General features: G+C 36.1%; 20 protein-coding genes and 1 other annotated feature. Of the genes, 17 read left to right on the top strand and 3 right to left on the bottom strand.

Translation table 11 applies throughout. From position 1 onward, the window contains the following. The first annotated feature begins 65 nt into the window (after nt 1-65). The 6 genes from BCR21_RS05125 to rbsK all read left to right on the top strand — a co-directional run bounded on the left by BCR21_RS05125 (nt 66) and on the right by rbsK (nt 5,858). Nucleotides 66-926, top strand: a complete 861-nt coding sequence (locus tag BCR21_RS05125) for an alpha/beta fold hydrolase (protein ID WP_069645407.1) — start codon at nt 66-68, stop codon at nt 924-926. A gap of 36 nt (nt 927-962) precedes the next feature. After that, the gene (locus BCR21_RS05120) at nt 963-1,979 is read left to right on the top strand and encodes a LacI family DNA-binding transcriptional regulator (RefSeq protein ID WP_069645406.1); all 1,017 of its coding nucleotides are present in this window, start codon (nt 963-965) and stop codon (nt 1,977-1,979) included. A gap of 143 nt (nt 1,980-2,122) precedes the next feature. Next, nucleotides 2,123-3,043 carry a ribonucleoside hydrolase RihC gene (gene rihC, locus BCR21_RS05115; protein ID WP_069645405.1) on the top strand — a complete coding sequence of 307 codons (921 nt, stop codon included), beginning with the start codon at nt 2,123-2,125 and terminating at the stop codon, nt 3,041-3,043. A 15-nt stretch (nt 3,044-3,058) separates the two neighbouring features. Then, nucleotides 3,059-4,432 carry a C4-dicarboxylate transporter DcuC gene (gene dcuC, locus BCR21_RS05110; RefSeq protein WP_069645404.1) on the top strand — a complete coding sequence of 458 codons (1,374 nt, stop codon included), beginning with the start codon at nt 3,059-3,061 and terminating at the stop codon, nt 4,430-4,432. Nucleotides 4,433-4,474: 42 nt separating this feature from the next. Beyond that, a complete protein-coding gene (locus BCR21_RS05105) occupies nt 4,475-4,942 on the top strand; it encodes a GNAT family N-acetyltransferase (protein WP_069645403.1) in 468 nt (155 codons plus the stop codon). A 16-nt stretch (nt 4,943-4,958) separates the two neighbouring features. Further along, nucleotides 4,959-5,858 (top strand): ribokinase, encoded by a 900-nt coding sequence (gene rbsK / locus BCR21_RS05100; protein WP_084013226.1) that lies wholly within the window; start codon nt 4,959-4,961, stop codon nt 5,856-5,858. Nucleotides 5,859-5,978: 120 nt separating this feature from the next. On the opposite strand, the gene sdaAA is transcribed toward rbsK, so the two are convergent. Both sdaAA and sdaAB read right to left on the bottom strand, forming a co-directional pair. Continuing rightward, nucleotides 5,979-6,866: an L-serine ammonia-lyase, iron-sulfur-dependent, subunit alpha gene (sdaAA, locus tag BCR21_RS05095; protein ID WP_069645402.1), complete on the bottom strand. Its 888-nt coding sequence runs from the start codon at nt 6,864-6,866 to the stop codon at nt 5,979-5,981. Between the two features lie 25 nt (nt 6,867-6,891). Continuing rightward, the gene (sdaAB, locus tag BCR21_RS05090) at nt 6,892-7,560 is read right to left on the bottom strand and encodes an L-serine ammonia-lyase, iron-sulfur-dependent subunit beta (protein WP_069645401.1); all 669 of its coding nucleotides are present in this window, start codon (nt 7,558-7,560) and stop codon (nt 6,892-6,894) included. Nucleotides 7,561-7,781: 221 nt separating this feature from the next. On the opposite strand from sdaAB, the gene BCR21_RS05085 reads away from it, so the two are divergent. From BCR21_RS05085 to BCR21_RS05055, 7 genes are all read left to right on the top strand, one after another. Then, nucleotides 7,782-8,090 (top strand): hypothetical protein, encoded by a 309-nt coding sequence (locus tag BCR21_RS05085; RefSeq protein WP_069645400.1) that lies wholly within the window; start codon nt 7,782-7,784, stop codon nt 8,088-8,090. A gap of 234 nt (nt 8,091-8,324) precedes the next feature. Beyond that, the gene (gene rplK, locus BCR21_RS05080; RefSeq protein ID WP_069645399.1) at nt 8,325-8,747 is read left to right on the top strand and encodes a 50S ribosomal protein L11; all 423 of its coding nucleotides are present in this window, start codon (nt 8,325-8,327) and stop codon (nt 8,745-8,747) included. Between the two features lie 111 nt (nt 8,748-8,858). Further along, nucleotides 8,859-9,548: a 50S ribosomal protein L1 gene (gene rplA / locus BCR21_RS05075; protein ID WP_069640995.1), complete on the top strand. Its 690-nt coding sequence runs from the start codon at nt 8,859-8,861 to the stop codon at nt 9,546-9,548. 65 nt (nt 9,549-9,613) lie between these two features. Next, nucleotides 9,614-9,740: a sequence feature (ribosomal protein L10 leader region), on the top strand. A gap of 142 nt (nt 9,741-9,882) precedes the next feature. Continuing rightward, nucleotides 9,883-10,383, top strand: a complete 501-nt coding sequence (gene rplJ / locus BCR21_RS05070) for a 50S ribosomal protein L10 (protein WP_025872835.1) — start codon at nt 9,883-9,885, stop codon at nt 10,381-10,383. 61 nt (nt 10,384-10,444) lie between these two features. Continuing rightward, a complete protein-coding gene (gene rplL / locus BCR21_RS05065) occupies nt 10,445-10,810 on the top strand; it encodes a 50S ribosomal protein L7/L12 (RefSeq protein ID WP_025872833.1) in 366 nt (121 codons plus the stop codon). Nucleotides 10,811-10,970: 160 nt separating this feature from the next. Further along, entirely contained in the window at nt 10,971-11,234 is a 264-nt protein-coding gene (locus BCR21_RS05060) for a hypothetical protein (protein ID WP_069645398.1), read from the top strand. Between the two features lie 126 nt (nt 11,235-11,360). Continuing rightward, a complete protein-coding gene (locus BCR21_RS05055) occupies nt 11,361-11,603 on the top strand; it encodes a GlsB/YeaQ/YmgE family stress response membrane protein (protein WP_010765775.1) in 243 nt (80 codons plus the stop codon). A gap of 86 nt (nt 11,604-11,689) precedes the next feature. Here the strand turns inward: BCR21_RS05055 and BCR21_RS05050 are convergent, their stop codons facing one another. Continuing rightward, complete coding sequence (locus BCR21_RS05050; RefSeq protein ID WP_069645397.1) at nt 11,690-13,588, bottom strand: BglG family transcription antiterminator; 1,899 nt, start codon at nt 13,586-13,588, stop codon at nt 11,690-11,692. A gap of 201 nt (nt 13,589-13,789) precedes the next feature. On the opposite strand from BCR21_RS05050, the gene BCR21_RS05045 reads away from it, so the two are divergent. The 4 genes from BCR21_RS05045 to BCR21_RS05030 are packed head-to-tail and all read left to right on the top strand — an operon-like array spanning nt 13,790 to nt 17,178. Next, complete coding sequence (locus BCR21_RS05045; RefSeq protein WP_069645396.1) at nt 13,790-14,110, top strand: PTS sugar transporter subunit IIB; 321 nt, start codon at nt 13,790-13,792, stop codon at nt 14,108-14,110. A gap of 22 nt (nt 14,111-14,132) precedes the next feature. Continuing rightward, entirely contained in the window at nt 14,133-15,386 is a 1,254-nt protein-coding gene (locus tag BCR21_RS05040) for a PTS sugar transporter subunit IIC (protein WP_069645395.1), read from the top strand. A gap of 4 nt (nt 15,387-15,390) precedes the next feature. After that, a complete protein-coding gene (locus tag BCR21_RS05035) occupies nt 15,391-15,735 on the top strand; it encodes a PTS lactose/cellobiose transporter subunit IIA (RefSeq protein ID WP_069645394.1) in 345 nt (114 codons plus the stop codon). Between the two features lie 18 nt (nt 15,736-15,753). Further along, a complete protein-coding gene (locus BCR21_RS05030) occupies nt 15,754-17,178 on the top strand; it encodes a glycoside hydrolase family 1 protein (RefSeq protein ID WP_069645393.1) in 1,425 nt (474 codons plus the stop codon). Nucleotides 17,179-17,240: the final 62 nt, after the last annotated feature.

Genomic DNA, 17,240 nt, shown 5'->3' with positions numbered 1-17,240 from the left:
GCAAAACTAACCATAGTTTTGTCCTGCTCTCTTCTTACTATAGTGATGAGTGAAAAGGTGGTAATATGAAAAATAAGAAGCGTTATTTGTTAGCAACGTTCTGTCTCCTGTTATTTTTTGCTGGTTGTTCGAGTAAAAAAACATCCGAAAATCATCAAGCCGCTAAGAATTCAGAGCCTAGTGAAACGACCTTAAAATCATCGATCCCCACACTATTCATACATGGATACAGCGGTGGCAATAATTCTTTTGGTCGCATGATCAAACGGATGGAGAAAAATAATCTTACTAAAAAAGAGCTAGTTTTGACGGTTAGTGTTGAGGGCGAAGTTCAGGCAAAAGGTAAGCTGACTGGTAAAGAAAATAACCCCAGTATCCAAGTACTTTTCGAAGATAACAAAAACAATGAATGGAATCAAGCTGAGTGGATCAAGAATTGTTTGACTTACATTAAGGATAGTTATGGTGTAACACAAGTTAATTTAGTAGGTCATTCAATGGGTGGAGCGAGCTCCTTACGTTATCTCACAACATATGGTGATGACACAAGCCTTCCAAAAATCAACAAATTTGTTGGTATAGCAGCACCTTTTAATAATTTTGTAGAGTTATCAAACGCAGAGACAATCGATGACATCATCAATAACGGTCCTATGGTTCAAAGTGAGCGGTATGCTGACTATGTTAGTGGGATCGAAAAAGTTTCTAAAGACATGAGCGTTTTGATCATCGCAGGAGATGTAGAGGATGGCAGTTTAAGTGATGAAGCGGTTCCTGTTGCCGATGCACTAAGTGTTGTTTCATTGTTTAAAACACACGGTAATGAAGTACGAGAAAAAATCTTTTATGGAAAATCAGCACAGCATAGTCAGCTACACGAAAATAAAGAAGTAGATCAACTTGTGGCAGATTTTTTATGGAAATAAACGATTCAAACAAGCGTATTGATAAAGGAGAGAGCCATGAAAATCAGAATGAAAGACATTGCAAAAATGGCCAATGTATCTGAAGCTGCAGTTTCTTTAGTTTTAAATGATAAACCTTCAAGAATTTCTGAAAAAAAGAAGCAAGAAATAAAAACGATCGCAAAAGAATTAAATTATGTTCCAAATATTGCCGCTCAAAGTCTAGCAAAGAAAGCTTCTCAAACCATCGGCGTCGTTATTCCAGATATTGAAAATCCATTTTTTTCAAAGCTTTGCAAACAATTAGAAGAACAATTTAGAGCATTGGGCTATTTAACGATTATTGTTAATTCCAATGACGATTTTACTGTAGAAAAAAATCTGATTCAAATGTTGTTGAATCGTGGTGTTGATGGGCTGATCATTGCGTTATCGAATGAGTCTTTTTCCTTCAAAGAAGAGCAAGAACGTTTCTTGAAAGAGATCGATGCTCCCTTCGTTTTAGTTGATAGGCAGGTTTCATTTACTGGAGTTAATCAAGTCTATTTTGATAGCCAAGCTGGTGGCAAAATTTCTACAGAATATCTTTTGGAAAATGGGCATCAAAATATTGCCTTTATGACAGGGGATTTTAAAGTTCCAAGTACACTCGATCGTATCAACGGGTATAAACAAGCATTAGAAAGTTATGGTGTAAAAGTAAGAGAAGACTACATCATTGAAACCGGCTATCGTTTTAATGACGGTATGGAAAAAGCAAAGGAACTTTTTGCGCTTCCAGCGGCCACAGCTGTGCTCACATCCAATGATATGGTTGCTTTTGGTGTATTAAAACAAGCATTGAGTAGTGGAAAGTCGATTCCAGAAGATCTATCGATTATTGGGTATGACCGTTTAGAGATGGCGGATATTCTAGGGATTTCATTAGCCACAGTAGAGCAAAATAGTTCGGCTTTAACAGAGCAAGCTGTTGTGTTATTGAAGAATATTCTTACCAAGAAGAAACAAAAAACAGAGTCGATTATTTTGAAACCCAAGCTATTTAAAGGTGAAAGTGTCAAAAAATTAAAATAGTGATTGACTAAGCGGAAATAAAACGCTATCATAATAAACAGATAGGTTAAGCGGTTAATCTAAAAATACTTTTTTAATCATTGAAAAAGTATTTTTTTATACCATTTAGGTAATGCGCTTAACCTAAGAAGGAGGAAGGATTTATGCTAAAAGAAAAAAGACCGATCATCATCGACACAGACCCAGGAATTGACGACGCAGTAGCTTTATCAATCGCCCTTAACCATCCAAAATTAGACGTTAAGTTATTAACAACTGTTGCAGGAAATGTAAACGCACACAAAACAACCGAGAATACATTGAAACTAGTGTCATTTTTTGATAAACAAGTACCTGTTGCTAAAGGTTGCGACAAACCTTTATTGATTCAGCTTGAAGATTCGGCAGACATTCATGGTGAAAGTGGGATGGACGGCTACGATTTTCCAGAAGCTATTGCAAAAGCGCTCGATGTTCACGCTGTTGAAGCAATGAAAGACTGTATCCTTAAAAGTACAGAGCCGATCACCTTAGTTCCAATAGCAGCATTAACAAACATCGCATTACTTTTCAGTATGTATCCAGAAACAAAGCAAAACATTAAAGAAATCGTCATGATGGGCGGTTCGTTAGCGAGAGGAAACACGAATACTAGTGCAGAATTCAACACATATGTCGATCCACATGCAGCACAAATCGTTTTCCAATCAGGCGTTCCAATTGTGATGGTTGGCTTGGATGTGACCAGTACAGCAGTATTAACTAAAAATGAAATAGAAAAAATCAAAGAATTCGGTGAAGTCGGTAATATGTTTTACTCCTTATTCCAACATTATCGTGGCGGTAGTTTACAGACTGGGTTAAAAATGCATGATGTGTGTGCCATTGCCTACTTAACTGACCCAGAATTATTCACAGTTCAAGAAACGTTTATTGAAATTGCTTTAGATGGACCAGCAGCAGGTGCTACAGTTGCTGATTTAAAAATGAAATATCATGATACGACGAATGCAGTTGTTTGTTTAGATATTGATATACCAGCGTTTCAACAATGGGTTGTTTTAAATTTAGAAAAAATAAATTAAAGAAGGAGTCATATTATGATTGAGTCATTGTTAGTATTAGTTGTCTTAGCTCTGGTTGCTTATTTGATTATTAAAAATTATCATCCCGCTCTAAGTTTGATTAGTGGAGCATTGATTTTGTTACTGTTTGCGGTCTTGTTAGGCCATCCTCTTTATCCTGCGGGCGAAGGAACAGGTTTAGCCTTTTTCGATATCTTTTTGAAATTTAAAGATACAATCATCGCTCAAGTCAGTTCAGCAGGGATCGTGATCATGATTTTATTTGGTTACTCTGGGTATATGAATGTAATCGGTGCCAATCAGGTGGCTGTGAACATTCTAGTAAAACCGTTGCAAAAAATTAAATCAAAAGCCTTGTTTGTACCTCTTGTTTTCTTAGTAGGAAATCTAATGTCTTTGGTAGTCCCAAGTGCTTCTAGTTTAGCAATTATTTTGATGGCGATCTTGTATCCAATGTTATCTAGTATGGGAATTTCTTCGCTAACGGCTGCTGGGGTAATCGCAATGACTGCAACGATCATGCCATCTCCACTTGGGGCAGATAATGTGATCGCCGCTCAAACATTAGGGTATGATCTTTTAACGTATGTTGCTTGGCATGCTAAAATTTCAATTCCGACATTATTGATTATGGCAGTGGCACACTATTTCTGGCAAAAATATTGTGATAAAAAAGAAGGCGATTCTGCATTTGTCGCGATTGACGATGCAGGTTTAACGAAACAAGAAGAATCAAATACACCAAAAATATATGCATTGTTACCGTTGTTACCATTAATTTTGATTTTGATTGTTGGGATTACAGGAATGTTCGTTAAGGGAATTCAAATGGATATTTTCGTCTTAACCTTTATTTCATTTTTTGTGGCGGTAGCATTTGAAACGATTCGACATAAATCATATAAAAAAATTCAAGACTCAGCAGCAGAAATGTTTAAAGGTATGGGTCAAGGTTTTAGTCAAGTCGTTATGTTGGTTGTCGGTGGTTCATTATTCACAACTGCTATCCAATCCTTAGGAATCATAGATAACATGATGTCTTCTATAGAAACTTCAGCTTCTGCTGGCCTTGTGACAACGCTGATTTTCAGTGGTGCAACTACACTTTTCGGAATATTAAGTGGCGGCGGTCTAGCAATGTTTTATGCGGTGATTGAATTGATTCCTGATATTGCAACAAAAGCTGGTATCGATGGTATTCTGATTGCCTTACCTATGCAAATGATCGCAAACTTAGCAAGAACGATTTCACCAGTTGCAGCTGTTGTGATGATCGTAGCGTCAACAGTTGGTGTGAGTCCAGTTCGAGTTTTGAAACGGACAAGTGTCCCAACAATCATAGGGATTATTTGTGTGGTCGTATTATCTATTCTCCTGTTACCGTATTAATGAATGAAGGATATAATCAGTATTTTTCGGAGATGACTATAAATGGAAATAACCTTGGCTGAGCCAAAAGATTTCAACGTAATCAATCAGTTGTTTGAAGCAGCAAAAAGACAAATGATTCAAGATAATATACACCAATGGACAAAGGCCTATCCAAATGAACAAATCGTTCAAAATGATATTAGAGATCATTTGTTAGTTAAATTAGTGGATAATGATAAAATAGTTGCAGTTGCAACCTTGAATATTACACGGGAAAAGGAATATATAGTAAGACGGATTGCAACAGATCCAAATTATCTGTCAAATGGTTATGCTTCTATTTTACTGAATGATATAATAAATAGAGCAAAAGAAAAAAATGGAAAACATATTTATTCAAGTACAAATCACTCCAATCTCAAAATGCAGCATTTTTTTAAAAAGCACGGTTTTGAAAAGATTTCAGAGTATACTGAAATTGAAAGAGAGCATCTGGGTTCTTTCTATAAGTATTTGAAGAAAATATAAGTAAGGAGAGTCCGCGATGAACAAAGTAATTGTTTTAGGAAGTATCAATATGGATATGGTTATGGAAACAGACCGACTGCCCAAAGTAGGAGAAACCCTTTTGGGGGAAAGCATCGACTATTATGTTGGCGGGAAAGGAGCCAATCAAGCTGTTGCCGCTGCTCGTATCGGAGCGGATGTGTCTTTGATTGGGAAAATCGGTGATGATACATTTGGTTCAAAAGTCTATAAGCACCTGGAAAATGAAAAAGTTGATGTTAGTGCAGTCACATCTGAAAAAAATATTTTTACAGGTGTTGCCTCTATCTTTAAATTAAAAGAAGACAATGCGATTGTTGTTTTACCGGGAGCAAATATGTTGTTGAGTGCCATCGAAGATGCTTTAAACGAAAAAATCAAGGCTGAGGATGTACTATTGACTCAACTCGAGATTCCAACCGAAACAGTAAAAAAAGGCTTGGCATTAGCAAAAGATAAAGGCGCAATAACAATTTTAAATCCAGCGCCGTATAACGAAAAAGTGATTGATATGCTGCCATTCGTAGATATCATCACACCGAATGAAACAGAATTTGAAGGTTTATTAGGCCACTCGATCACTGATGGTGAGCAGTTTGAAAAAGAAATGCTGAAATGGTCAAAAGCAAATAAAACACAGCTGATTGTAACTCGTGGCGGGGATGGAATTTCTTATACAATGGAGAATGACGTGATCACGATTCCAGCCGAAAAAGTAACCGTTGTTGATACGACAGGTGCGGGAGACACATTTAATGGGATTTTAGCAGCGTGTTTAGCAAAAGGTATGCCTATTTCAGAGTCAGTTAAGATTTCAGGAAAAGGAGCATCCCTTTCTGTTACTAAACTAGGCGCCCAAACGGGAATGCCAACGTTAACTGAAGTTGAAGCATTTTAATTATATAATGTCAAAAGCAGTTTTTTTCATTTAATACAACAAAAATAGCTTAGTATAAAAGCAGCATTCAAATGAAGTGAGCTTTAAAAATCACCTTATTTTGAATGCTGCCTTTATGTATTATTTATTTGATTTCTCTGTTTGATTATCTAAAATTTCCTTTGCTAATCGTTTTGCAGTCGGTGTAACGGCCAAACCACCTTCAGCGGTTTCTTTAAAAATTTGAGGCATTTGACGGCCAACTTGATACATCGCAGCCACGACTTCATCTGGTGGAATTACACTACGAATACCGGCTAAGGCCATGTCAGCTGAAATAAAAGCTTGTGAAGAGCCTAAGGCATTACGCTTTACACAAGGAACCTCCACTAGGCCAGCTACAGGATCACAAATTAATCCCATCATGTTTTTTAAAGTAATTGCAATAGCTTGTGCAGCTTGATCAGCTGAGCCGCCCGCAGCACATACTAAAGCGGCACTGGCCATCGCACTAGCAGATCCAATTTCTGCCTGGCAACCGCCTTCAGCACCACTGATTGATGAATTATTGGCAATCACCAGACCAAAAGCGCCGGCAGTAAATAGAAAATCTAATTGCTGTTCATGTGTGAGCTGTAATTTTTCAATCGCCGCCATCAAAACACCTGGTACTACACCGGCACTTCCAGCGGTCGGTGTTGCACAAATCAAGCCCATATTGGCATTGACTTCATTTACAGCAACAGCATTTCTAACAGCCGTTAAAATCGTTTCTCCGCTTAAAAAGTTTCCATTTTGGATATATTCATTAAGCCGAGTGGCATCACCGCCAGTAATTCCTGTTACAGAGGTCACACCATCGACTCCTTCTTCAATTGATTGCTTCATAACAGTAAGATTACGTTCCATTGTTTCGATGATTCGTTCGCGGCTATGACCGTGATTTTCTATCTCAGTTGCGATCATCAATTCGGCAACCGATGGAAATTCTGCGGCTTGTTTCACTAATTCTTCTATAGATAGAAACATAAATAGTTTGCTCCTTTAATTTAGATTAATCAAAATAATTTACACTATAAATGTGAGGGATTTGTACCAGCTTCATTGTAACATCACCAATATCAGCGTGGTCGATTTCAATGATCATAATTGCTTTTTCACCTTTGGATTCCCGTGTCACTGTCATTGTTCCGATATTTATATTTGTATCAGACAATAGATTGGTGACCTTAGCTATCATTCCCGGTACATCTTGATGAACGATAATAAAGGTAGGGGTCCCCATCGTCAAAGAAATTTTAAAACCGTTTAACTCAGAGATTTGAATATTACCGCCACCAATCGATATCCCTGTGACAGAAAGTTTTCGATAGCCTTTAGAGACAAGTAATTTAACTGAATTCGGATGCTCAGCTTTTTCTTTTAATGGAACGAATAAAACTTCCATGTCTTGTTCATGAGCGATCTTTAAAGAATCAGCAAGACGCTCGTCATCAGGCTCCATATCCAATAAACCACCTACTAAGGCAATATCTGTTCCATGACCACGATATGTTTTTGCGAAAGATTCATATAAATAAATATCAACAGTATCAGGCTGTTCACCAAAAATACTTCGAACGATTTTTCCAATTCGGGCAGCACCAGCTGTATGAGAGCTACTTGGACCGATCATAACTGGACCAATGATATCAAAAACACTTTTATAACGTAAATTCTCCATTGTTTATTTCACCTATCTTCTTAATTTAAAACTAACAAGAGTCTATCACAACTAAATACAAGAAACTACAGAAACGTTGATAGTTATTTATATTTTAGAATATCTATTTTATTTAGTAATCCTAATTTGAATATTGGGATAGGAAAATAATAATTTTAATTGGATTTTATTTTACAATATGTTACAATAAAATTACGGATTAGAAATAAGGAGGATTTTAAATGGATAAAATAATTGGAACTATATTTGTAGGTGCCACATTAGTGAGTTTGTTTGCTATGCCTGAAACAACACAAGCAGCGAACAAATGGAATATTATTGATATAGAAGAGTCAATTGAAATTCCAAGTTGGGCAAGTGGCAATAAGACACCTGAATTTGTAATTCATGAAACCAATACTGCTGGAGTTCCACCGCTTATCATACGCCATACGAAGGGAAACAAAACTGGTTTTTTAACTAGGAAAGAATATTATAAATTACCCAACTCTATTGAATGGTATGCAAAATATAGCGGTCACATTCAATAAGAGCATTTGAAACAAGAAATCCACAGGAGAGAGTCTCTTGTGGATTTTTTTGTAGAAAGTTAGATAAAAACACTATTTCATGATAGAACACTTGAAAATTAATTAGAGAGAGAGTATAATAGTCAAGTGTGCATTTTTTGCATACAGGTTTTCTTTGATTCGTCAAAGAATGACGTGGGAGGAGAAATCTTCATCTCCAATTAACCACATCACGGACTCAAGGAGGTATGTCTCGTGGCAAAAAAAGTAGAAAAATTAGTTAAATTGCAAATTCCTGCAGGTAAAGCAACACCAGCTCCGCCAGTAGGTCCAGCACTAGGTCAAGCGGGTATCAACATTATGGGATTCACTAAAGAATTCAACGCTCGTACAGCTGATCAAGCTGGTTTGATTATTCCAGTAGTAATCTCTGTATATGAAGACCGTTCATTTACATTTATTACTAAAACACCACCAGCTGCAGTATTACTTAAAAAAGCTGCAAAAATCGAAAAAGGTTCTGGTGAGCCAAACAAAAATAAAGTAGCGAATGTTTCTAAAGATCAAGTGAAAGAAATCGCTGAACTTAAAATGGCAGACCTAAACGCAGCAGACGTTGAAGCGGCTATGCGCATGGTTGAAGGAACTGCAAGAAGCATGGGAATCACTGTAGGATAATTTTTTATTCAAGGGACCCCAAAGAAGTAGCTTCTCAGTTTATTTCATATTCAAAGATATGAATTACGTGGGAGGTTCGACCGTTATAACCACAATCAAGGAGGAAACAAAATGGCTAAAAAAAGCAAAAAAATGCAAGATGCATTAAAAAAAGTTGAAGCAACAAAAGTTTACCCTGTAGCAGAAGCAATCGCTTTGGCTAAAGATACAAATATTGCAAAATTCGACGCAACTGTTGAAGTTGCTTACCGTTTAAATGTAGACCCTAAAAAAGCAGACCAACAAATCCGTGGTGCAGTAGTATTACCTAACGGAACTGGTAAAACACAAAGCGTTTTAGTTTTCGCTAAAGGCGACAAAGCTAAAGAAGCTGAAGCAGCTGGTGCTGACTATGTTGGTGACGCTGATATGGTTCAAAAAATCCAAGGTGGATGGTTTGGATTTGACGTAGTTGTAGCAACTCCAGACATGATGGCTGAAGTTGGTAAATTAGGTCGTGTCTTAGGTCCTAAAGGCCTTATGCCTAACCCTAAAACTGGTACTGTAACAATGGACGTAACAAAAGCTGTTAACGAAGTAAAAGCTGGTAAAGTAACTTACCGTGTTGACAAAGCTGGAAACATCCACGTACCAATCGGTAAAGTTTCATTTGATAATGAAAAATTACTAGAAAACTTCAATACAATCAACGATGTATTGTTAAAAGCTAAACCATCAGCAGCAAAAGGTCAATATATCAAAAACATTTCAGTAACAACTACATTTGGACCTGGAATCCATGTTGACCAAGCTTCTTTCTAATTAGAAAAGCTGAATAAGTAAAAAAATTATTGACTCAACTACCTGTCTCATGGTAAGGTAGTTGAGGTTAATAATTAACTGTACCGAAGACAGTAGGTGACGCAAGTCTTAATTTCCTACCGAGGACAATTGTTGATACATACAATTACGTCCCTCTATGTCAACGGTGGCATGGAGTTTTTTGCTGTGAAACACAGTTTGTTATGAAAACTGATGTTGAACAGTACTAGAGGAGCGAAGCGACTGTAGAATCATTACGAGCGGAGCGAGCCTGTACTTATCTTTAATCACAACAATTGAGCTCTAACCATCAATAATCAGGAGGTGAAAATAAATGAGTGAAGCAGCAATCGCTAAAAAAGAAACCCTAGTAGAAGAAGCAACAGCTAAGTTCCAATCAGCAGCTTCTGTAGTCATCGTTGACTATCGTGGTTTAACTGTAGAAGAAGTGACTAACTTACGTAAACAATTGCGTGATGCAAATGTTGAAATGAAAGTTATCAAAAACTCTATCCTTTCACGTGCAGCTAAAAAAGCTGGACTAGAAGGTATGGACGAAGTATTTACAGGCCCTACAGCAGTCGCTTTCAGTAACGACGATGTAGTAGCACCTGCTAAAATCATCGACGAATTTGCAAGTACTGCAAAAGCATTGGAAATCAAAGGTGGCGTTATTGAAGGTAAAGTATCTTCAGTAGAAGAAATGACATCTTTAGCAAAACTTCCAAGTCGCGATGGACTACTTTCTATGCTATTATCTGTATTACAAGCGCCAGTCAGACAAGTGGCTTACGCTGTCAAAGCAGTGGCAGAAAAAGAAGACGAAGTTGCATAATTGCAGCTTAGTAACAAACTAAACTAAAAAATAATGAATTATTAAAACGGAGGAAACCATAATGGCATTGAACATTGAAAACATTGTTGCAGAATTAGAAGGCGCAACTATTTTAGAATTAAACGACTTAGTAAAAGCTATTGAAGAAAAATTTGACGTATCTGCAGCAGCTCCTGTAGCAGCAGCAGCAGGACCAGCAGCAGCTGGCGAAGAACAAACTGAATTCACTGTAGAATTAACTGCAGCTGGAGACCAAAAAGTTAAAGTTATCAAAGCAGTTCGTGAAGCAACTGGTCTTGGCTTGAAAGAAGCTAAAGCAGTAGTTGATGGCGCACCTGCACCAGTTAAAGAAGGCGTTTCTAAAGATGAAGCAGAAGCTTTAAAAGCTGCTTTAGAAGAAGTTGGCGCTTCAGTAACAGTAAAATAATCTTTTTAAGATTGAATTTCGAGCTAGAATCCAAATGGATTCTAGCTTTTTTATTTAACCAAATGAAGTTCAGAGCATATCAATCGAATTTTTTGACGGAGGCGTATAAAATTATAGATGTATAATCATCTATTGATAAAGAGAAGAGGGAGAGCTTACGATGGAAAGAGAAATCAGCATTGCAGTAACTTGTAAAGATTGCGAAAACGAAATGACAGGCAAATTTCTATTAAATACGAGAACCGACAAAGCAGATCATCAAAGAGTAAACATTCCTTTAGGAGAATTGACGCTTTCAGATAATGAAATTGAATTAGTTTGTGATGATATTTTAGTGGATGATGAAATAAATCTACACTATGATTGTGAGAATTGTGGTACTAAAAATCATGTAACGATTTTGGTGACAGATGAGATGAAATAAAAATGATAATTAAATGATATAAACTGATTTTCAGATGCATTTCTTTCGCAAGAAAATAAATAATCTGTTAGCATAATTAAGTACTCATTATTAACATTTATTCTATTTATAAGGGAGGTCATATGTATGCATTGGTTATGGGTTTTAATCGTAGGTGGCGTTATCGGAGCAATTGCCGGAGCGATCACAAGTAAAGGGAAATCAATGGGTTGGATTTTCAATATTATTGCGGGTCTTGTAGGCTCATCAATTGGTCAATCACTTCTAGGAAGTTGGGGACCTCAAGTTGCCGGTATGGCATTATTTCCATCAATTATTGGTGCCGTGATTTTAGTTGCTGTTGTATCATTTTTTGTTGGTAAAAACTAAATGGGTCAATAAGAAAAAAGCTAGGAGATTAAATTCTCTTAGCTTTTTGTTATAATGTAAATCAATTAGTAATTGTGCTTAAATATTTAACTAAATAATTCATCAATAAATCCTTCATAATCTTTCACTCTTAAAAGATTATTTAACTTCTCTTGATTTGAAAAGGTATCGATCATAAAATCAAATAATTGCCGAAATTTTTTCATATCATCTTGATTTATAACGATCATAATAATCACTTGAACATAGTGATTCCCCCATTTTACAGGCCGATCATTTAAAATAATAGAGATCCCCGTTTTTTCAGCACTCATTTCAATTGCATGTGGTAAGGCGACTGAGTTATTGAATGAGGTCGCAGACATTTTCTCTCGTTCTTTGATTAAGTCAATAAAATGAGCATCAATATAGTTTTTTTCGATCAATTGAGCACCTAGATGTTCAATGTATAGATTTGGAGTGTTTAGATAAATGTTTCGTTCAAACCTTTCTGGTGTTAAGTATGTTTGGACGCTTTCTTTTAAAAATTTCAACAATTTTTCCTGCTTTACTAGTTGGATAGATTGTTGGATTTTTTTTATATCTTTTCCTGATAAAAAGGGTGAAATTGGAACGATATGTTCCAGTTTCTTTATTTCTATAGTCGATAAAACTAAATCGGCTTCTTGCATTTCGGTTAGATTTTTCCTGTCTAATTGATAAAAAGTTCCTACAATATTCAAACTAGATTTGAATGTATCCCCGATTTTATAGATCAAACGCTTGTGCATATTATAATATTCAGGCGTATAAATCACACAACTTAATTTATTCTCTGTCTCAAATTTTTCCTCAAAGTAAGAGCCAATGTGAAGTGCAATAAAGGTAATTTCATCATCTGAAATTGGAATATTGATTTGTTTTTGAATCTGTTTGGCAATGAAAACAGCGACTTCATAAATAAAAGCATAGGATTGTTTGATTTCTTCAGATAAAGGATTATGAACTTGCTTACCATTCTTTGCTCGTGAGATCAAATTCGACACATGCAACGCTAAATTCAATACCAACTCGTCTGAAATATGAGTAATAAAATATTTTTCGGCAACAGTTTTCATCATCGTTGAAATAAAGGTATAGACAGAATTGCCCATGTAATCTTTTAAGAAAGCATCATTTGATGGTGAGATTTTAGTCATTAATAAAAGGGTTAAATTGTTGATTTCATAATGATCCATTTCTACAGTAAAAGCTTGATCGATATCTTTTCCAATCTCCGTAGCAATTTGATATTCAATTTGATCGTTAGTAAACAGTTTAGGAATAAAATCAACTTCAGATCGTTGATGATGTTGAAGACGATTAATAGCGATAGCGATATGGAGCAATAGACTGTTAATAGCATAACCGTTTATGTAGAGATGTTGACTACTCAAATGGTTGATCACGATTTTTTGAATTGTTTCAATCGGAATATCTGGGAATACTGTTTGAATGTAATCGACGGATTGAAAACTTTGTAGAGCTTCATCCTGTAGCATATCACTAGTGAGCTTTCGAAAGTTAGATTCGTCACCTTCCATACTTAAAAAATGCCTATGTTTAATGATTTTTAAATGATAGTTATTCATTTTTTTACGTAGCCGAATAGTATCTTTTTCTATAGTTGGAATACTGACAAATAAAGTTTCTGCAACTTCAAAGTAATCGACATTTTTATGTTTGATTAATAAATTCATCAAATAATTCATACGTTCGACAGGTGTATTCAATTCCTGTTTAGTATAAGAAACAAATTCGTCGGTTTGAACACTGCTGTCGATCTTATATCCTTGTCTGGAGGATTGGATCATTTCAAAATCAGCATTTTGATTGATTCGAGCTACATAGTTACGTATCGTTCTTGTTGACGTGGACAACGCTTCAGCTAGAAAAGTTGAAGATAGCCAATTATGATGTTGAATCAAAAGCTTTACGAGTGCCGCTTCTTTCTTATTTAAGGACACAATATCCGCTCCTCTCCACGTTTTTATATCTCTTATTATTCTTTGTTTTAAATAGCAAATCAAGTACAGTTGCTTCCGCCAAAGCAGTAAGAGGAGGAAAGAATCATATTTGATAGGGATGTGTAAAACGTAGATGATAAGAGTGTAATAACTGAGTGAGCTTGTTTAGTTTTTATTGTTAAATTAGAAAGGAGAAAAAACATGAGTGAATTAAATGTATTATTAGTCTGCGGATCAGGTGCAAGCAGTGGATTTATGGCTGCTAATATGCGTAAGGCAGCTAAAGTAAAAAATTTAGACATGAGTATTGTAGCCAGAAGTGAATCGGAAATTGAAAACTATATTGAGGAAATCGATGCGTTGATGGTAGGGCCACATCTTGAATATATCATTGATGAAATCGATGAGATTATTCATGGGTTTCCGGTAAAAGTTATTCTGATGAAAAAAGAGTATTATGCGACGTTAGATGGTGATGCGGCTGTTGAACATTTGGTACGTTCGTTAAAAGAAGACGAATAATGTAAAAAAAGGAGACGTAAATATGAATAAGTTGATCTTTTGGTTGGAAAATAGTTTCTCACCTAAAATGAATAGAGTGAATAATAATCCTTGGATCGTTAGCATTAAAGATTCAATCATGCAGACGTTACCTTTTATTTTCTTAGGTTCGATTTTTTCGATGTTGGCCATTTTGAACGAGTATTTTCCAGCATTACCAAGTTTTTGGGTGCCTTTTGGTTGGACGATGGGAAAAATTTCACTGTTTGTAGCATTTTTGATTCCATTTAACTTAATGGAGAAAAAAAGATTACGAAAGCAAAGAATTGTCGCTGGGATGAGTGGTTTAGTTTTGTTCTTAATGATCATTTCACCCCAAATTGAGAAAGACGGTGTGGTCGGTTTTGGTCATGACGCATTGGGAGCTGGCGGGATGTTTGTTGCAATCGTTGCCGGATTGATTGCTGGATTTGTCTTGGTCACCTTAGGAAAATTTACATTCTTTAAAGAAGAATCAGTGATTCCTGATTTTGTCAGAGCTTGGTTTGATTCTATGTTGCCGATTGGAATTATTATCATTTTTGGCTGGGTCGTTGTTTTGATCATGAAAGTGGATTTATACAACATTGTTTTAAGTATTTTTATGCCATTATCGAGCTTTATGGAATCTCCTGGAGGTTTTGTAGGGATGATGTTTTTAATTTGTTTTCTTTATTCAATGGGGATTTCTACTTGGGTTTTGACACCAGTGGTTCAGCCAGTTTTGCTAAAAGCAATTGCTGAAAATATTGCACTAGTTCAAAATGGTACAGCATCTGTTGAGACGTTAAATTTAGTTACCAGCAGCACCTTATATTCAGCTTATCTATGGATTGGTGGAATTGGTTGTACGATGCCATTGGTTTTAATGATGATGCGAGCGCGATCTAAGAAAATCAGTGCACTAGGCAAAGCATGTATCGTACCATCGATTTTTAATATCAATGAGCCGGTGATTTTCGGTGCTGTTGCGTGGAATCCGTTGTTGATGATTCCAATGTGGCTGCAAGGAATTATTTTACCGATCGTGATTTATATTTTTACAAAGGTAATTCCATTTGCACCAATTCCTAAAGTTCAGTTTGAATTGTGGTATTGTCCGTTTCCATTTGCAACTTGGTTTACGACTGGGACGATTACTGGGATTATCTTGATGCTAGTTATTTTTGCGATATCGACAGCTATTTGGTATCCATTTTTTAAAGCATACGATGACCAAGAAACAAAAGCTGAAAATCAAACGATAAAGGAGGCTTGATTATATGGACGATATATTATCAGAGCAAGCGATGAAAATTATTTTATTTGCTGGAGATGCCAGAGTTAATTGTAAAAATGCCCTTGTTGCAACTGAAAAGAACGATTTTGAAACAGCTGCAGAAGAAATGAAAGTTGCCAAAACGAATATTACTGAAGCACATAAAATTCAAACGCAAGCTATCCAAAGTGAAATGGGCGAAGAGACAAAACAACATGAGCATTCTTTGTTATTCACACATGCGCAAGATACATTGATGACGATTTATAGTGAAATCAATATGGCTAATCACTTAATCAAAATAGCCAAGCAACTCAATGATCGTTTAACAATACTTGAAAAAAATTAAAGAAAAGAGGGCAAGAGTATGTATCAAGTACCAACTGGGTTTCCAAAAGATTTTTTATGGGGCGGAGCTGTTGCTGCTAATCAATGCGAAGGAGCGTATGAGTACGAAGGCAAAGGTATAAGTGTTGCTGATATCAATGAGTTTAGAGCGGATCTGCCATTAGAAAAAAGATCGAACGCAGAAATTTCTACCAGCTACATTGAAGAAGCTTTGAGTAGTAAAATAGGTATTTTTCCGAAGAGATGGGGAATCAATTTCAAGGAAACCTATCCAACGGATTTAAAATTGTTAGGAGATATGGGCTTAAAACTATTTAGAACCTCGATCGATTGGTCGCGGATTTTCCCAAACGGCGATGATCTTGAACCAAACGAAGCAGGATTGCTTTTTTATGACAAACTGATTGATGAAATTATCGCAAATGGCATGGAACCAATGATTACACTTTCTCACTATGAGATGCCATTGAATCTTACATTAAATTATAAAGGCTGGTATTCAAGAGAAGTCGTGGATTTCTTTGTTCGTTACTGTAAAGTTATTTTTGACCGCTACCGAGGCAAAGTAAACTATTGGATCGTGATCAACCAGATCAATTTGATCGGTCATGAATCATTTAATCATTTAGGGATAGCCGAGGATAAAGTAGAAAATTTGCAGGAGGCAAAATATCAAGGGGTGCATCATATGATGGTAGCATCGGCCTTAGCGACTGAGTATGCTCATCAAGTCGATGAAAATTATGAAGTAGGGATGATGCTTTGTGGCGGTCCAGAATATGCGGCAACCTGTGATCCAGAAGATGTTTTGGCAACGCTGAAAATCAATCAAATGCAGTATTTTTTTGCTGATGTATTATTGAGAGGCTACTATCCAGGTTATGCGTTTCGCTATTTTGAAGAACATGATATTAAGCTAGAATTTGCAAAAGGGGATGAAGCTGCTCTGAAAAATACAGCAGATTTCTTGTCATTTTCTTATTATTATACGCAAATTTGTGATGCAAAACATGATGAACCTTATCGGAACAAAACTCTGCCAGCAAATCCTTGGGGTTGGACGATTGATCCACTTGGGTTGAGAACATTACTTAATTCTTTTTATGACCGCTATCAATGTCCACTCTACATAACAGAAAATGGCATCGGCTGTTATGATAAGTTAGAAGAAGATGGAAGAGTTCATGATAATTATCGAATCGATTATTACAAAGGCCATATCGAACAAATGAAAGAAGCAATCAAAGATGGCGTTGATCTTAGAGGTTATTGTGCTTGGGGACCAATCGATATTATCAGCTGTTCTTCTTCTGAAATGAGCAAAAGATATGGATTTATTTATGTCGATCAAGATGATTACGGGAAAGGGAGTCAAAAACGGTATTTGAAGGATAGTTATGATTGGATGAAAAAGGTTATAGCTAGTAACGGAGAAGTACTATAGCAGTGTTTAAAAAAAGATCCAACAACCAAGATAAAATCTGGTTGTCGGATCTTTTTCTTATC

Origin of the sequence: Enterococcus ureasiticus (assembly GCF_001730285.1) — a bacterium.
Taxonomy (GTDB): Bacteria; Bacillota; Bacilli; order Lactobacillales; family Enterococcaceae; genus Enterococcus_L; species Enterococcus_L ureasiticus.
Note: the sequence above shows the minus strand (reverse complement) of the source record. Positions and strands in the feature narration are given on the sequence as shown.

Coding starts and splice junctions, on each gene's coding strand:
- BCR21_RS05125 (WP_069645407.1), top strand. CDS start 66: ATGAAAAATAAGAAGCGTTATTTGTTAGCAACGTTCTGTCTCCTGTTA.
- BCR21_RS05120 (WP_069645406.1), top strand. CDS start 963: ATGAAAATCAGAATGAAAGACATTGCAAAAATGGCCAATGTATCTGAA.
- rihC (WP_069645405.1), top strand. CDS start 2,123: ATGCTAAAAGAAAAAAGACCGATCATCATCGACACAGACCCAGGAATT.
- dcuC (WP_069645404.1), top strand. CDS start 3,059: ATGATTGAGTCATTGTTAGTATTAGTTGTCTTAGCTCTGGTTGCTTAT.
- BCR21_RS05105 (WP_069645403.1), top strand. CDS start 4,475: ATGGAAATAACCTTGGCTGAGCCAAAAGATTTCAACGTAATCAATCAG.
- rbsK (WP_084013226.1), top strand. CDS start 4,959: ATGAACAAAGTAATTGTTTTAGGAAGTATCAATATGGATATGGTTATG.
- sdaAA (WP_069645402.1), bottom strand. CDS start 6,866: ATGTTTCTATCTATAGAAGAATTAGTGAAACAAGCCGCAGAATTTCCA.
- sdaAB (WP_069645401.1), bottom strand. CDS start 7,560: ATGGAGAATTTACGTTATAAAAGTGTTTTTGATATCATTGGTCCAGTT.
- BCR21_RS05085 (WP_069645400.1), top strand. CDS start 7,782: ATGGATAAAATAATTGGAACTATATTTGTAGGTGCCACATTAGTGAGT.
- rplA (WP_069640995.1), top strand. CDS start 8,859: ATGGCTAAAAAAAGCAAAAAAATGCAAGATGCATTAAAAAAAGTTGAA.
- rplJ (WP_025872835.1), top strand. CDS start 9,883: ATGAGTGAAGCAGCAATCGCTAAAAAAGAAACCCTAGTAGAAGAAGCA.
- rplL (WP_025872833.1), top strand. CDS start 10,445: ATGGCATTGAACATTGAAAACATTGTTGCAGAATTAGAAGGCGCAACT.
- BCR21_RS05060 (WP_069645398.1), top strand. CDS start 10,971: ATGGAAAGAGAAATCAGCATTGCAGTAACTTGTAAAGATTGCGAAAAC.
- BCR21_RS05055 (WP_010765775.1), top strand. CDS start 11,361: ATGCATTGGTTATGGGTTTTAATCGTAGGTGGCGTTATCGGAGCAATT.
- BCR21_RS05045 (WP_069645396.1), top strand. CDS start 13,790: ATGAGTGAATTAAATGTATTATTAGTCTGCGGATCAGGTGCAAGCAGT.
- BCR21_RS05040 (WP_069645395.1), top strand. CDS start 14,133: ATGAATAAGTTGATCTTTTGGTTGGAAAATAGTTTCTCACCTAAAATG.
- BCR21_RS05035 (WP_069645394.1), top strand. CDS start 15,391: ATGGACGATATATTATCAGAGCAAGCGATGAAAATTATTTTATTTGCT.
- BCR21_RS05030 (WP_069645393.1), top strand. CDS start 15,754: ATGTATCAAGTACCAACTGGGTTTCCAAAAGATTTTTTATGGGGCGGA.